We start from the raw sequence: 16,228 nt of genomic DNA, 5'->3' as shown, positions 1-16,228 counted from the left end.
TCATACTATTAATATTTTTTAAACAAGTGAAGAGGATTATGAACAATCGATTTCAATTACTATTCATCTCTTTTACTTTATAATAATGAGATAATCCTTCACTAAATCCCTCTTGTTTTTTGTAAGCGCTTAAATTTCATAGTCAATTACTATTCAAAAATTTGTTTCACACTTTATTATTTACTATACTTTAAGTAAAGGAAGTGATTACATATGGTAAAAGTTTTTATCGCTGGTCCAATACCTGAAGTAGGACTTAATTTATTAAAAGAACAAGGTTTTGATGTAGATGTTTATGAAGGTCAGGGTATTATAGATCAAGATAGTCTAAAGCAAGGTGTAAAAGATGCAGATGCGTTAATCAGTCTACTTTCTACAAATGTCGATCAATCAATCATTGATGCAGGTAAACATTTAAAAATTATTGCCAATTATGGTGCTGGTTTTAATAATATAGACATTACTTATGCACGTCAAAAACAAATCGACGTTACAAATACGCCCAAAGCTTCTACTAACTCTACCGCAGAGTTAACGTTTGGCCTTGTACTTGCCGTTGCAAGACGTATCCCAGAAGGTGATACATTGTGTCGTACTACGGGTTTTGATGGATGGGCGCCACTGTTCTTTCGAGGAAGAGAAGTATCGGGTAAAACCATTGGTATTATCGGTTTAGGTGAAATTGGAGGCGCTGTCGCTAGAAGAGCTAAAGCATTTGATATGACTGTATTATATACAGGTCCACATCAAAAGAAAGATAAAGAACGTGAAATTGGCGCAAAGTACGTAGACTTAGATACTTTGTTGAAACATTCTGATTTTGTAACAATTAATGCCGCTTATACACCTGATTTACACCACCAAATTGATACTGAGAAATTTAAATTGATGAAAACAACAAGTTATCTTATCAATGCCTCACGAGGACCTATTGTGCATGAACAAGCCTTAGTACAAGCGTTGAAAGATAAAGAAATTGAAGGTGCAGCTTTAGATGTTTTTGAATACGAACCCGAAATAACTGATGCATTAAAATCTTTAGATAATGTAGTACTCACACCACACATTGGTAATGCCACATATGAATCTCGCGATATGATGTCTAAAATCGTGGCTAATGATACTATATGTAAATTGAATCATAAACAGCCAAAATTCTTAGTGAATTAACTTGCCAAATGATTATTAAATACTTACTTTAGCTATATCCGCATACAATAAAAACCTAGCTGCACATATATTGAATATGATGTGTAGCTAGGTTTTGTTTTATAATTATTAATTATTTTTGTTTAGATTTATATAAAAATCTCGTTTGATTACTTATTAATTTGTTGGGTATCATTTTCGCAATAGCATTTCTAACTGCAACCACAAAACGATTGCGTCGTTGCGCAATTTTGCCTATTTTTCTAGAACGTAGCGTTACTTTTTTAGTATGTTTTACTCTTAGTTTATCATAACGTTGAAGTGCTTCGTCAAAATCATAACTGGCAATACAGTTTGCTAAAATAATCGCATCTTCCATTGCCTGTCCTGCACCTTGTCCCATATTTGGTGTCGTTGCATGCGCTGCATCACCTAATAAAACAACGCGTTGATAAATAAATGACTTCAAAGGATTAAGATCATAAATATCGTGTAATAATATATCTGTTTCACTTTGTTTATCCAGTATTTTTCTCACTTCATTAGGAAAATGATTAAATCTAGCCTGGAGGTGCGGTTTACCATATGATTGCATCTTTGTATCTTTTTCTTTTGCATTGATAGAAATAAACCAATAAGCTTGATTATTTAGTAGTGGTACAATACCTACTCTGCCTTTTTTAGACCAATATTCTTTGGCTATGTTTGTATGTTTAATATCTACATCTTCCACTAAGCCTCTAAATACTGTATAACCTTGATATATAGGTTTACTATTGGGTACTGTAACCTCACGTGTTTTTGCATGAATGCCATCTGCCCCAATACACAGATCAAATGACTCCTGTTCCTGCGTTTCAAAATGTAATGTCACTTTTAATGCACCATTATCGATATCTGTAACATGATGATTTGTAAATATTATTTGATTAGGTACATATGACTTAATAATATCTATCAATGACTGACGTGTCATTGTTAAATTAACTGTGTTTTTTTTCAATTTCATTTTAGATAACATATTATTTTTGTCGTCTAACACTTCCATCGTGTCAATCACTTGGCCAACATTTTTAATGCCTTTTGCTAAATCATGTTTCCCTAATTTTTCAATGACATTGCCACCGATTCCGATGCCTGCACCTACTTCAGAGACTTGACTATTTTTTTCAAAAATTTTAACCTCATGGCCTTGTTCATTTAATAAAGCTGCTGCTGTTAAACCACCGATGCCTGCGCCTACTATTGCTATTTTCATTTTTCATTCACTCCACATTTCCCTAGTCTTTTCCATATTACTCATAAATATTAATGCTAATTTTAAATGCCTTATACAGATAAAAAAGATAACATTAAAACCTTATGTTATCTTTGCCATAATGCTAGTATAACTCAATCGTTATAAATAGTAGTCATCATGAATATGATCTTTTCTAATACCTAATTGTTTATAATAATGTTTCATAAAACTAGCTATGTTTTCATCCCACTCTACGTCACTAGCATATTGATGATTGCCAGGGTTTTCGGGATTCCAACGCATTTGGTACAACGTTAATTGCTCCTTATTAAGATAATTTTTACGTACAAACTTTGCTCCACCCATAATTGCTCTTTCTGGGGATGTCCATGATTGTTCTTTAGCAAAACTACTGCCCGTGTGAACCGCATTTACATCAAATGCACCAATACCATAAAAATTATAATATTTTTTCCCACCATCTTCGATACCATTTGCAAGCTCTGATTTACCGTGCCCAGTTTCTACAAGTGCATGACTCACTAAATATAATACATTCACTTCATATTTATCTTGAGCTTTTAAAAATGCCGCACCTTGATTTTTTAATATACCTTTATCTTTTAAAATGTGATTTAATTCATCTTCTGACATCGATACTGCCTCAGAGATATCCATATGATTCAAATTTGCTTTATCACTGTTTACATCCATAGCTTTTTTTACATCTGCCTTCGAAGCATTTATAAATTGGCCATTTTTTTCTTTCATATTCAAAGTGCCTTCACCAAGTTGTCTATCAACCGCTTCGTCAAATGTATATGACTTTTGATTATCAAATAAATGTGTTTCATTAATGATAAGCAGAATCGCAAAAACAGCACTTATGATTATCAATAATATTAACGGTAACCTCCGCTTTATATTTTCATTCATTTTGAGAAAAACTCCCTAACTTACATTTATTTAGTCAATGTAACATAAGCAAAAATAATAGCAATTAAGACAATTATAAAAGAAATATTAATTGTTATCCTCATGCCTTTTCGATCTCTAAATAAAGTATTAAATATCGTTAAACTAATCACCAGTGACAATACAAACATTGTAATCGCCATCACCATATTTAAAGTAATTAAAAAAATTATCCCAATGACTAATAAAATATTTGAAAATATAGCCATCACTTTTATCATTTTCGGATTGATAAGCTTCCACTCCTCATCGTAAAACATATGTAATATTTAAATTCTAATAATAGAAATTGTATCATATTTATTACTGTTGCAAATATGTCATTTTAGAGACAACAAAAGATAACACTCGATTTGTGCCGTAGCCTAAATCGAGTGTTAACTTTATAATTATGCGATTATATCGCTATTATCTTGACATTCCTCTTAGCATATTAAGCATATACGTTAAGCTGCGATTCATTTCGTCATCTTTTAAGATGCCCATCAATCCTGTTATTGATGTTTTTTGATTTGGATTAGCTTGATTAGCCACATGCAAACCTTTATTTACTTTGTTTAGCATCTCAGATAAATCATTTACATTTAAATCACCTAGTAAAAATACAAGTGAGGCCATATTAGAAATCAAACCAGAATAAGTGTCCTTATTTAATTCAACTGCAAATTTGTTAGCAATAACCCCTCTACTTTTAACTGCACCAGATAAAGCATCTAGTATTTTCGCATCGTCTAAAGTACTAATAATGTTGATTGCTTTCAAAATACTATCTTTATTCTCAACAATTGCATCTGTCACTTCTTCTAAACTTTCTTGTTTGATCTGCGCTTCTGACTTTTCCATACGTTTAATTTTAGATATTCTTTCAGCCATTATCTATCCACCTGATTTCCTGGGAAAGTATAGTCTTCACGTTTCCACTTATCTTCAACTCGTACACTATATTGCGGTTGGCGTTGTTTATTCACACGGAAGTTTGTTGGATTTAACGGGGACTTACCTCTACGTGTCTTCACTTCCATACGACAACTTGTACGTTTATACGACGGCGTATCTGTATCTTTATCTACATCACTATTTGTCAGTAAGTTAATCGCACCATGATCGCCATTAACCATTGCATTGTTATTCAGTGGTATATAGATTTCTTTGCCTTTCACTCTATCGGTAACATGAGCGATTAACTCAGCTTCCCCCGTATCAGAAATTAATTTAATTTCTGCACCTTCGTGAATTCCGCGCTCTTTTGCTAATTCCGGTGAAACTTCGACAAACGTACTTGGCATTTTGTATTCAAGGCCAGGTACTTTATAAGTCATATTGCCTTCATGAAAATGCTCTAATAGTCGTCCATTGTTCACATGTAAATCATATTTTTCATTTACTTTAAAGAAATTATCAAATGTTAATGGATAGAATTGGGCTTTACCATCCTCAAAGTTAAATCCTTCTATATAAAGTGTTGGTTCGTCTGTACCATCTTCAGCTACAGGCCATTGTAAACTGCTATATCCTTCTAGTCGATCATAATTCACACCTGAATATAATGGCGTTACTCTAGCGATTTCATCCATGATTTCACTCGGGTGTTGATAATTCCAATCATAGCCTAAAGTCTTTGCAACCGATTGTATGATTTGCCAATCTGGCTTAGAATCGCCTTTGGGTTCCAATGCTTGATATAAGCGTTGGATACGACGTTCAGTATTTGTAAATGTTCCTGTTTTTTCTAATGAAGGACTTGCTGGTAATACTACATCTGCATACGATGCAGTAAATGTGAAAAACTCATCTTGTACAACTAAGAAACCTACTTTTTCAAGCGCGGCTTGTACAAAATTAATATTAGAATCTACTATACCTGTATCTTCACCATATAGATAAAGTGCATCTATTTCACCTTCATGAATACCTTCCATCATTTGGTGATTATCTCGACCGACTTTATCAGGTAACGCTTCACCGTATTCACGTTCAAATTTCGCTCTAATTTCATCATCCACTACTTTTTGATAGCCAGGAAATTGATCAGGCATACTTCCCATATCACTACAGCCTTGAACATTATTATGTCCTCGTAAAGGATATGCGCCTGTGCCTGGTTTTCTATAGTTTCCAGTAGCTAATAATAGATTTGAAATTGCAGTTGATGTATCGCTACCGATATCCTGTTGTGTGACTCCCATAGCCCAACAAATAGATACTGATTCAGCGTTCACAACTTGTTTTGCGAAATCAATTAACGCTTCTTGAGAAATACCAGTCGTTTCTTCTGCAAATTCCATTGTGAATGGTGCTAAAGATTTATAGTATTCTTCAAAATGATTTACCCACGTGGTAACAAATGATTCATCGTGAAGCCCATGATCAATAATGTATTTTGTAACAGCTGACAACCAAACTAAATCAGTACCTGGTTTAGGCTGATAGAAATTGTCAGCACGTTCTGCCATTTCATGCTTACGTATATCAAAAACATTTAAAGTATTATTATATAATTTGTGACCACGTTTAATACGGGACGCAATAACCGGGTGTGCTTCAGCTGTGTTCGTACCTATGAGTACAACCATATCTGCGATTTCAAGATCATCGATAGAACCCGAATCTCCGCCGTGTCCTACTGTTCTAAATAAACCTTTAGTTGCAGGTGCTTGGCAATAACGGGAACAATTATCAACGTTATTTGTACCAATTACTTGGCGTGCTAATTTTTGCATTAAATATGATTCTTCATTCGTTGCTTTAGAAGAAGAAATGAATGCTAAACCATCTGGCCCGTGCGTAGCTTTTACTTTCAAGAAGTTTTCAGATACGACTTTCAACGCTTCTTCCCATTCTACTTCTTCAAACTGACCATTTTTACGTACTAACGGTTTAGTTAATCGTTCTTCAGAATCGACATAATCCCAACCAAATTTTCCTTTAACACAAGATGAAATTTTATTTGCTGGAGATTCGTGTTGAGGTTGTACTTTTATTACTTCTCTATCTTTTGTCCACACATCGAACGAACATCCGACACCACAATAGGTACATACTGTCTTTGTTTTTTCGATACGTTCTTCACGCATAGCTGCTTCTGAATCTGAAACTGCAAATAATGGACCATATCCAGGTTCAGCTTTTTTAGTTAAATCAATCATGGCTGCTAATGAACCTGGTTCTAAATCTGTCATATAACCAGCATTACCTTCCATATTGACTTCCATCATGGCATTACATGGACAAACTGTTGCACATTGCCCACACCCGACACATGAAGAATCATTAATAGTAGTATCATTGTCCCAAATTACACGTGGTTGTTGGCGTTCCCAATCAATTGTAAGTGTTTCATTGACTTGAACGTCTTGACATACTTCTACACAACGCCCACATAAAATACATTGATTTGGGTCATAACGATAAAATGGACCGTAATCTTTTTCGTATGGTTTTTCTTTATATTCATATGTTTGATGTTCTAGTCCCCACTGATCCATTGTATTATGAATCTCGCAGTCACCATTGTTATAATCACAAACTGTACAATAAAGCATATGCTTTTCTAATATTCTATCTAAAGCTTCTTTTTGACTTGTCTGGACGTTATTATTTTGTGTATGAACGACCATAGGCTTATCAATTATTGTGCTACAAGCACGTGCCATTTGACCATCTATCTCAACAGTACAAGTATCACACGTTTGAATCGGACCTAGCGATTCGTTGTAACAAATTGATGGAACAAAAGTATCTTGAGATTTAATAAATTCAAGTAAATTTGTCCCTGGTTCAACAAGATAATCTTTCCCATCTAACGAGACAATTAAGTGTTCTTGCATAGTTTTCACCCCTATTAGTTTCATGTACTATACCCGTATGTGCATTACAAATTCACAACTAACATTTAATCTAAAAAGCCCCACACTTTTTAATTTAATGTTAGTTATATTGTATACGTATTTCTTCAGAATGTTAAGGCTTTCCCTTTCAATTTTAATTTTCATCAATAACAAAGTTAGGTCCATATAATAGAAAAGCAACATTTACTTTAGACTTTTATTTTACCTAAAAAAAATATGAGTTTTAAGCAATTGCTTAAAACTCATAGAATTTATAATTATTAAATACCTAAATTATCTTTAATACTGGACTCTATTTCACTTAGCGAACTGTCGCTTGGTACAAAATAGTACAAGCCATCGTCTTGAATGCCGCCTTGACCCTGTAATTGGTGTCTATTCACATTATCATTAGCATCATTATATTTACTTCTAATTTTGTTTAATTCACCAATCGATAAATCTGTCTTCACATTATCTTTAATATGATTCATTATGGAATTAAAATGTGGAATAGAACTTACACTTGTAAGTTTGTTGGCTAATCCTTCTATAACAATCTGTTGGCGTTCTTGACGTCCGAAATCTCCGCCTGCGCCTTCTTCTTTACGACTTCTTATAAAAGCCATCGCTTGTTGTCCATCCATATGTGTTTTTTCGCCTTCATTAAATTGTTGGCCGTCATATGAGAATGTAGCATTACTTGTTACGTCAATGCCACCCACTGTATCAATCATATCTTGCATGCCATCCATATCAATTGTCGCATAATGATCAATTGGCACATTTAATAATTTCTCTACCGACTTCACTGCCATGTCTGGTCCGCCATAGGCATAAGCATGGTTAATTTTTTCTGTTGTTCCTTTACCAACAATTTCTGCTTGCGTGTCTCTCGGAATGCTTACAATTTCAGTTGTTTTTTTCTGAGGATTGATAGATAACACCATGATTGTATCACTACGTTGACCACCACCGTTAGCAGTTCTTTTTGCATCAGAATCTACACCAAATAATGCAACAGTAAATGGATCACCATTATTTAAATTGACATCTTTATCTCGTAGCGAGGATTTATTTCTATCTAAAGGATTGTGTATCGAACCACCGACAGAAAATATTTTAAAACCTAGATAGATTACTGCTATTAGCGCTAATAAAACTAATATGCCAAAAAACCATAATACAATTTTTTTGGATAACCCCATTTTTTTTGTTTGTAATAATTAGAGCGACTCACTCTTATCATGCCCCATTCTGTATTCAATTTTCATTTAATACATTCATTATATAGTAATTAGCTTGTTTTGACATAGTGCTTGAGACCTATAGTCCACCTCAACTTGAATAACTTTGTTATGCCCCTTTATTTTTCATAACCTTGTCCAGAATTTAATATTTGTAAAATTTGTTCATGACATGCACGATTACTAATTATAAAATTGCCGCCTTTGGAAAAATCAACTGGTTGGTTATTTAAAGAAGTCATCTTCAGTCCTAATTCACGTGCAAATAAGAATTGCGCTGCTATATCCCAAGGTTTTGGGTTTGTATTTATATGCGCTCCAAATTGTCCATTAATTACTCGAATAGAGTCTAGACCACATGAACCAATGAAACGATAGCTAAATGATGCATCATGCAAGTCATGCATCGTTTCATCATTCATTACTAAAGAATTAAATGAAATGATCGCATCTTTTAATTCAATATTTTCTGGTTGTTTTAATGGTTCTCCATTTACATATGCACCAAATCCTTTTACAGCTTTATAAAGCTTACTATGAGGATAATCATATATGTACGACAATACCGGTTCTCCATCAACAAAATATCCTAATATAATACAATAATCTTCTTGCTGCTTAACTAAATTTGTCGTCCCATCAATTGGATCCATAACCCACACATGGCCTTTTTTGGCATGTACTTCATCGTTCGATTTTTCTTCAGCTAGCAATTGATGTTCTGGAAAATGCTTATTTAAAAATAATTCGAATTTATCTTGAATTGATTTATCCACGTTAGTCACTAAATCAAATCTATTTTGTTTCGTGCCTGTAACCATATCTTGTATGAGTTGTGGAATAATATCATCTAGTGTAGCGAGCCACTCTCTGACAGCATCATCGATAAAAGTTAATTGTTCTTTCTCCATTTCTACACCTCTTTTTAATAATTAAATGTAAGCATTGCTATCAATAGCTTACTATGTATAATTTGTTATATCTTATCATAATATTATTAGTGAAATATATGATAAACATAATTAGATTCAAGAAAATTTAGCCTTATTATTCAACGTCTCACTTTTATGACATAAAAAATAAAACCGACTAGATACTCTAGCCGGTTCAATAGAAAGGAAAGTAAGTAATAAATATTGAAGATGTTTGCTTTAGTAACTCGTACGAATAGGTGTAATCAAAACTATATGTAATAGCCTACCCCCTTGTTACTAACTACATATTATCACAACTTTCCAATTAATGTAAGCGTTTTCTCTAAAGTTTTTTAAAAAAGTTTTATAAATGTCGTCATTGTCACTTTTATGATATAATAAATGTAATATGTAATCATTTGGGAGGTGACTTTCTTAGTGAATAAACGCGAGCGACAAAATAAACTTGTTCAAGCTATTCAAGAGAATAGACAAATTACAGCATCAGAATTGGCAACAAAGTTAAATGTATCGAAAAGAACAATATTAAGAGATATTCAAGATTTAGAAGACCAAGGTGTAAAAATTCTAGCAAAGCATGGAAAACTTGGGGGCTATCAGCTACAGGAAACACCAAATAGTTATGAAATTGAATTAACTGAGAACCAACTATCCGCTTTATTCTTAGTCCTTAACGAAAGTCAATCTATCTCAACGCTTCCTTATAAAGAGGAAATCAATGCAATTATAAAAAAATGTTTAAACTTACCTTATACTAAAATGCGACGTACGCTCAAAAAGTTAGATCGCTATATTAAATTTGATGATCAACAATATACAAATTTACCGGCAATTTTCTCTAATGTTCTTATTTATTGTACCGAAAGGAACGTAATGGCAATGGAGTATGATAATCATAGCCGTGTCATTACAGAAAATGTTATATTCATTGGCTTATTATGTGAAGGTGGCTTGTGGAAAGCAGTCGTTTTTGAAATTGGTCTTGGTAAAACTAATGAAATTCCAATTGTAGATATACAAGATATTTCTTATTCTTTTGAGAAAACGATTAAAACACAAGATATTACTATAAATAATTACCAACAATTTTTAAACCCAACTGAGCCATAACCAATCAGTTGGGTTTTTATATTATATGTTTAATTTAGTGTGTAAATTGTTAATATAAAAGAAATCAAATTATTTAACATATGTAAACTTAAACTTGAAATCAATTTCCTTCCTGATTTTAAATACGCATACACTAATCCTATCGCTAAAATAAAGTAACTTCCAAATTCTAAAGGTGACTCAGCACCAGTCACATGCATCAGTGAGAATAATATCGCTGAAATGACTCCCATCACTTTAAAATTAAATTTCTTCCCTAACTCACCAATAAGTAAGTGTCTAAAGACTATTTCTTCTACAAATGCTGCTGCCACCACCACAAGTAAGAAAGTAAATGGTAAAAATTTGGGATTTTGAAATAAAATATTTAATTCTCTTTCATTTTGAGTTTCATCAAATCCTAAATCTCCAGGTAAATATTGAACACCTATATTATATCCATATGAGCAAATAAACATAGTAATAAATATCATTAATAAAAAGAATACATGACGCTTTAAATAATAGGCATTCGCTTTAAATCGCGGTTCAAAATCATGCCAATGTAGAAAATAAAAACAAAATATAGTGACAACATATGCTAACAATTGGGCAAGTGAACTTAATAGCATGTCACTGCTTTCACTTCGTTCTTCTAAATAAAAAGTACCATAGACTATACTAACATTAGATAATATAAACATAGTCACTATAAATATCACAATTAGAGAAAAATCTTTCCACACAATATCTTTAAATTGAAACTTTTCTTGTTTCATTTTATGTCTACCTCTTTCAACTTTATAATCTTTCAATTTTCATTTTAGCTAAAGTTACTATTTTGGCATTAATTATTTTTAATATGTCAAAAAATAATTAGCCACAGTATACCACTTTTATTACATCATAATAAATTAAAGCCCCAGTAAACCTTGAAGAAAGGAAGTCTATATGTATAATCAAACATTTCACCAATTAGAACAACGTATTTCTAAGTTACTCAACCTTATAGAAATCTATAAATATAGCATAGTTACAAATAATAAAAAGAAAGAACAATATAAAAAAGATATACATGATTTTATTGATAAAGAATATGTCACTATGAAGCAAGATTCACTCCTGCATCACTCATTGATCCATTATAATTATTTCCAATTCATCACTGATCAAAAGACCCAACCTATCGATGAACTTACCGTTGGTCATACAGTCAAGTATATAAACAGCGTTCAACAGCGATTATATCGAATCCATCAATTACTATCATTATTTTTGTAACAATATTTCAAATAAAAAGATATTATAATCGAAAATTGTAATACTATTTCATTTATCGTATAATGAAAGCGATTACTTATATGTGAGGAGTGTTTTAAATGCATGGATTTTCTATTTATCTAAGTCATCCTATAGACAAGTCGTATATAGACAGCATGATTGATTTAGGTTATACAACTATTTTTACATCAGTACAAATTCCAGAAGAAGATGATGACACGAAATATCGCTATTTAATTGAGCTACTAGATTATTTATCAACAAAACAAGTTACGTATATGATTGATATTAACCCTTCGTTACTCAACCATTCTTTTTACCAATTTTTACAACAATATGAGCAAGCTCATTTTATTATCCGTATTGATCATAGCACCTCTATTGATATTGTCACCGAAATCATCAACCACGGTTTTCATTGTTGCCTCAACGCTAGTATTGTCTCAGAACTTTTACTACAACAGCTTTCCTATCAATTAGAAGATTTCTCTCATCTATGCTATTGCCATAATTATTATCCGCGTCCAGACACTGGTTTAGAATCACAATTTGTAAAAGCACAAAATGAAATGATTCTTAAATATAATGCACATGCAAATATTTATGGGTTTATCGCTGGCTCAACACTACGTGGTCCAATATATAAAGGTTTACCAACGATTGAAGCTACTAGATACAAACACCCCATTGAGAGTGCTCAGATATTAAGAGATCATTTCGTTGCACATATTATGATAGGAGATACACAGCTCCATCTAGAATATGCTAAACGACTTATGGATTTCTTACGACACAGACATTTCTCACTAACGATTGAAGTTTTAGATCAACAAGCGCAATATATTTTAGAAAAAACACATACTGTACGTCCAGATAACCCAGGCAAAGTCATCAGATCACAAGAAGCTCGACACTACTGTACAACAGAAATCCAACCCTTCTTAACGAATGAGCGATACTACGGTGCAATTACTATAGATAATATACGAAATGGTCGCTATCAAGGCGAATTACAACTTATAAAAGAACATTTACCATCACATGAACACATCAATATAGTAGGAAAAGTCTTGGCAGAAGACGAATCATTGTTGCATTGTATGCGGCCAAACGACAAGTTTAATTTTATAAATAAATCTACGGAGTTGAGATAATGAATCATTTAATTACAGAATCTAGAAATGAAAATACGATGCAACTAGATGAAATGACTATTCTTCAAGCATTAGAAACTATGAATAATGAAGATCAAAAGGTTCCACAGCAAATAAAACAAGTCCTCCCTGAGTTAACTAGAGTAATCGAAATCACCACACATCAATTTAAAAATGGTGGACGTATCATCTATATGGGGGCAGGTACAAGCGGTAGATTAGGGGTACTTGATGCTGCAGAGTGTGTGCCAACTTTCAATACAACATCGAATGATTTTATCGGTTTGATCGCAGGAGGACAACGTGCTATGACTGTTGCAGTTGAAGGTGCTGAAGATAGTCAGACACTTGCTGAAGCAGACTTATCACATATCCATCTCACAGATAAAGATGTCGTCATAGGGTTAGCAGCAAGCGGCAGTACACCTTACGTTAAAGCAGGATTAACATATGCAAATGAGCTAGGCGCACATACCGTTGCTATATCCTGCAATGTAGGCAGTGAAATAGGTCAGATTGCACAAATACCTATAGAGGTTAATGTCGGTCCTGAAGTCTTAACTGGTTCGACTAGACTTAAATCTGGTACAGCACAAAAACTTATACTTAATATGATTTCAACAATTACTATGGTAGGCGCAGGTAAAGTATATGGCAATCTCATGGTTGATGTAAAAGCGTCGAATGACAAGTTAATTGATCGATCTATAAGAATCGTTCAAGACATTTGCGATATGTCTTATGAAGCAGCTCAAGAACTCTATACTGATGCAGACAAAAACATCAAAACGGCTGTCGTTATGTATTTATGTGATATTTCAAAAATACAAGCTGAAACAAAGTTACGTCAAAATGACTATATTATTAAACAGGCCATTAAAGATTAGTACTCAATAACTCATTCGATTTAAACATTAAAATGATGAAGCTTTGCTATATAAGGAGGTAAACAAATTATGACCAAAGAACAAGTATTAGCAGAACGTATTATAGATGCTGTCGGGGGCATGAATAATATAGATAATGTTATTAATTGTATGACACGTGTAAGAATTAAAATCATAGATGAAACTAAAATTGACTACGACACATTAAAAGCAATTGACGGTGTCATGGGCGTAGTCAAGGATGAACGCATACAAATAGTAGTTGGGCCTGGCACAGTAAATAAAGTAGCCGACCATATCTCACAACTAAGCGGTGTAAAATTAGGTGAAACTATCCCTCACGACACTAAAAATTATAAAGCTGAAGCACAAGCTAAAGCACAAGAAAATAAGACTGCATTTCAAAGTAATCAAAAAAGAGGCAAGTTTAATAAATTATTAAAAACAATAGCCAATATCTTCATCCCCTTAATTCCCGCTTTCATTGGGGCTGGGTTAATCGGTGGTATCGCCGCTGTCTTGAGTAACTTATTAGCTGCTGGTCAGATTTCTGGAGATTGGGTCACACAACTTGTAACCGTATTCAATGTTATTAAAGATGGAATGTTAGCTTATTTAGCAATATTCACTGGAATTAACGCAGCTAAAGAATTTGGAGCCACACCAGGACTAGGTGGTGTCATTGGAGGTACAACACTATTAACAGGCTTAACAGATAAAAATATGATTACTAACATATTTACAGGTGAGCCACTTCAACCAGGACAAGGCGGCATTATAGGTGTTATTTTCGCAGTATGGCTCCTAAGCATTGTAGAGAAAAGATTGCATAAAATCGTCCCAAATGCCATAGATATTATTGTTACTCCAACTGTCACTTTATTTATTATTGGCTTATTAACAATATTTATCTTTATGCCATTAGCGGGCTTTGTATCTGATGGTCTCGTATCAGTAATCAACGCTATTATTAGTATTGGCGGCATTTTCAGTGGTTTTATTATTGGTGCCTTTTTCTTACCATTAGTCATGTTAGGACTGCACCATATTTTTACACCTATTCATATTGAAATGATTAATCAAACAGGTGCAACCTATTTATTACCTATTGCAGCTATGGCAGGTGCTGGACAAGTAGGTGCTGCATTGGCATTATGGGTAAGATGCAAAAGAAATACTACATTGAGAAACACTTTAAAAGGTGCTTTACCAGTTGGTTTCTTAGGTATAGGTGAACCATTAATATATGGTGTCACATTGCCACTTGGTAAACCATTCTTTACAGCTTGTATTGGTGGTGGCATCGGTGGTGCTGTTATTGGCGGCATTGGCCATATTGGGTCAACTGCTATAGGACCTAGTGGTATTTCTTTACTTCCACTTATTTCAGACCATATGTATATAGGGTATATTGCAGGGCTACTTTCAGCATATATAGGCGGCTTCATTTTCACATATTTCTTTGGTACTACTAAATCCATGAGAGAAACAGATAGTTTAGGTGGCTAATAATGACCAATATACTTTATAAAATTAATAAACAATATGATCAATTAACTAAAAGCGAAAGAAAAATTGCTGATTTTATTTTAGCTTCACCTCATGAAATCATAAATATGTCAGTTCAAGACTTATCTGAAACAATCAATACCAGTACCGCCTCTATAGTTAGGTTTAGTAAAAAAATTACCGAAAAAGGATTTCAAGAACTAAAACTTTCTATATCTCGTTACTTACCTGAAGATACCAAGCAACTTAATCACTTTGAGCTAGCTGATAACGAAAGTGTAGCTACACTCAAATCAAATATGTTAGCGCGTGTGACAGACACCATGAATTGCGCATCCGTACAAATCAATGATCATGATATAGATGCTATTTGCAAAACAATTAAACATGCCCGCACAGTATTTCTATTTGGTTATGGTGCATCCATGATAATTGTTACTGATCTTTTCCAAAAATTTTCACGCATCGGTATCAATGTACGTTTACTGCAAGAGACCCACTTATTAATGTCAACATTAGCTTCACATGATGCACATGATTGTATCATCTTTGTAACTAATAAAGGTATTCATAGTGAAATGCTATCGATGGCTACAATCGCATCTAATAATCATGTAAATATCATCACCATCTCTAGTAATGATAATAACCCTCTCGCTAAAATTGCTGATTACACTTTAATCTATGGAGAAACAGATGAGAATGAATTGCGCATGGCTGCAACAACTTCCCTTTTCGCGCAATTATTCACAGTAGATATACTTTACTATCGTTATATTGCATTAAATTATCAAAATTCACTCAATTTGATTACACAATCTAAACTAGCTTTAGATGAGTATCATAGGTACTTAACTACTATCCAATCCAAACATTGACACCGTAATACATTTAAATAATCATCTGGCTTACAGGATAAGAGAAGATAGAGACTT

At 33.3% G+C, this 16,228-nt stretch carries 16 protein-coding genes; 7 read left to right on the top strand and 9 right to left on the bottom strand.

Going from position 1 to position 16,228, the window contains the following annotated elements:
* Positions 1 to 213 precede the first annotated feature (213 nt).
* Complete coding sequence (locus PYW31_RS02985; protein ID WP_046835716.1) at positions 214 to 1,170, top strand: 2-hydroxyacid dehydrogenase family protein; 957 nt, start codon at positions 214 to 216, stop codon at positions 1,168 to 1,170.
* Between the two features lie 112 nt (positions 1,171 to 1,282).
* Here PYW31_RS02985 and PYW31_RS02980 read toward each other — a convergent pair whose 3' ends face one another.
* The 8 genes from PYW31_RS02980 to PYW31_RS02945 all read right to left on the bottom strand — a co-directional run bounded on the left by PYW31_RS02980 (position 1,283) and on the right by PYW31_RS02945 (position 9,349).
* A complete protein-coding gene (locus PYW31_RS02980; RefSeq protein ID WP_046835717.1) occupies positions 1,283 to 2,407 on the bottom strand; it encodes an FAD-dependent monooxygenase in 1,125 nt (374 codons plus the stop codon).
* 141 nt (positions 2,408 to 2,548) lie between these two features.
* A complete protein-coding gene (locus PYW31_RS02975; protein ID WP_046835718.1) occupies positions 2,549 to 3,325 on the bottom strand; it encodes an N-acetylglucosaminidase in 777 nt (258 codons plus the stop codon).
* 26 nt (positions 3,326 to 3,351) lie between these two features.
* On the bottom strand, positions 3,352 to 3,534 hold the full coding sequence (locus PYW31_RS02970; protein ID WP_235602275.1) for a hypothetical protein: 183 nt from the start codon (positions 3,532 to 3,534) through the stop codon (positions 3,352 to 3,354).
* Positions 3,470 to 3,607 (bottom strand): hypothetical protein, encoded by a 138-nt coding sequence (locus PYW31_RS02965; RefSeq protein WP_161939130.1) that lies wholly within the window; start codon positions 3,605 to 3,607, stop codon positions 3,470 to 3,472. The genes PYW31_RS02970 and PYW31_RS02965 overlap by 65 nt, the downstream gene beginning before the upstream one ends.
* A gap of 165 nt (positions 3,608 to 3,772) precedes the next feature.
* Entirely contained in the window at positions 3,773 to 4,237 is a 465-nt protein-coding gene (locus tag PYW31_RS02960) for a helical membrane plugin domain-containing protein (protein WP_046835720.1), read from the bottom strand.
* On the bottom strand, positions 4,237 to 7,191 hold the full coding sequence (fdhF, locus tag PYW31_RS02955) for a formate dehydrogenase subunit alpha (RefSeq protein WP_046835721.1): 2,955 nt from the start codon (positions 7,189 to 7,191) through the stop codon (positions 4,237 to 4,239). The genes PYW31_RS02960 and fdhF overlap by 1 nt, the downstream gene beginning before the upstream one ends.
* Before the next feature lie 281 nt (positions 7,192 to 7,472).
* A complete protein-coding gene (locus tag PYW31_RS02950) occupies positions 7,473 to 8,399 on the bottom strand; it encodes an LCP family glycopolymer transferase (RefSeq protein ID WP_046835722.1) in 927 nt (308 codons plus the stop codon).
* 158 nt (positions 8,400 to 8,557) lie between these two features.
* On the bottom strand, positions 8,558 to 9,349 hold the full coding sequence (locus PYW31_RS02945; protein WP_046835723.1) for an inositol monophosphatase family protein: 792 nt from the start codon (positions 9,347 to 9,349) through the stop codon (positions 8,558 to 8,560).
* Between the two features lie 441 nt (positions 9,350 to 9,790).
* On the opposite strand from PYW31_RS02945, the gene PYW31_RS02940 reads away from it, so the two are divergent.
* Positions 9,791 to 10,483 (top strand): helix-turn-helix transcriptional regulator, encoded by a 693-nt coding sequence (locus PYW31_RS02940; protein WP_046835724.1) that lies wholly within the window; start codon positions 9,791 to 9,793, stop codon positions 10,481 to 10,483.
* A gap of 29 nt (positions 10,484 to 10,512) precedes the next feature.
* On the opposite strand, the gene PYW31_RS02935 is transcribed toward PYW31_RS02940, so the two are convergent.
* A complete protein-coding gene (locus PYW31_RS02935; RefSeq protein ID WP_046835725.1) occupies positions 10,513 to 11,241 on the bottom strand; it encodes a CPBP family intramembrane glutamic endopeptidase in 729 nt (242 codons plus the stop codon).
* A 172-nt stretch (positions 11,242 to 11,413) separates the two neighbouring features.
* Here PYW31_RS02935 and PYW31_RS02930 point away from each other — a divergent pair, with 172 nt between their 5' ends.
* The 5 genes from PYW31_RS02930 (at position 11,414) to PYW31_RS02910 (ending at position 16,171) form a co-directional block, all read left to right on the top strand.
* Entirely contained in the window at positions 11,414 to 11,743 is a 330-nt protein-coding gene (locus tag PYW31_RS02930; RefSeq protein ID WP_046835726.1) for a hypothetical protein, read from the top strand.
* Positions 11,744 to 11,841: 98 nt separating this feature from the next.
* Positions 11,842 to 12,897 carry a MupG family TIM beta-alpha barrel fold protein gene (locus tag PYW31_RS02925; RefSeq protein WP_046835727.1) on the top strand — a complete coding sequence of 352 codons (1,056 nt, stop codon included), beginning with the start codon at positions 11,842 to 11,844 and terminating at the stop codon, positions 12,895 to 12,897.
* Complete coding sequence (gene murQ / locus PYW31_RS02920) at positions 12,897 to 13,784, top strand: N-acetylmuramic acid 6-phosphate etherase (RefSeq protein WP_046835728.1); 888 nt, start codon at positions 12,897 to 12,899, stop codon at positions 13,782 to 13,784. Before PYW31_RS02925 ends, murQ begins: the two co-directional genes overlap by 1 nt.
* A 69-nt stretch (positions 13,785 to 13,853) precedes the next feature.
* A complete protein-coding gene (locus PYW31_RS02915) occupies positions 13,854 to 15,293 on the top strand; it encodes a PTS transporter subunit EIIC (protein WP_046835729.1) in 1,440 nt (479 codons plus the stop codon).
* 2 nt (positions 15,294 to 15,295) lie between these two features.
* A complete protein-coding gene (locus PYW31_RS02910) occupies positions 15,296 to 16,171 on the top strand; it encodes a MurR/RpiR family transcriptional regulator (RefSeq protein ID WP_046835730.1) in 876 nt (291 codons plus the stop codon).
* The last annotated feature ends 57 nt before the right edge of the window (positions 16,172 to 16,228 follow it).

Source organism: Staphylococcus succinus (assembly GCF_029024945.1).
Lineage (GTDB): Bacteria > Bacillota > Bacilli > Staphylococcales > Staphylococcaceae > Staphylococcus > Staphylococcus succinus.
Note: the sequence above shows the minus strand (reverse complement) of the source record. Positions and strands in the feature narration are given on the sequence as shown.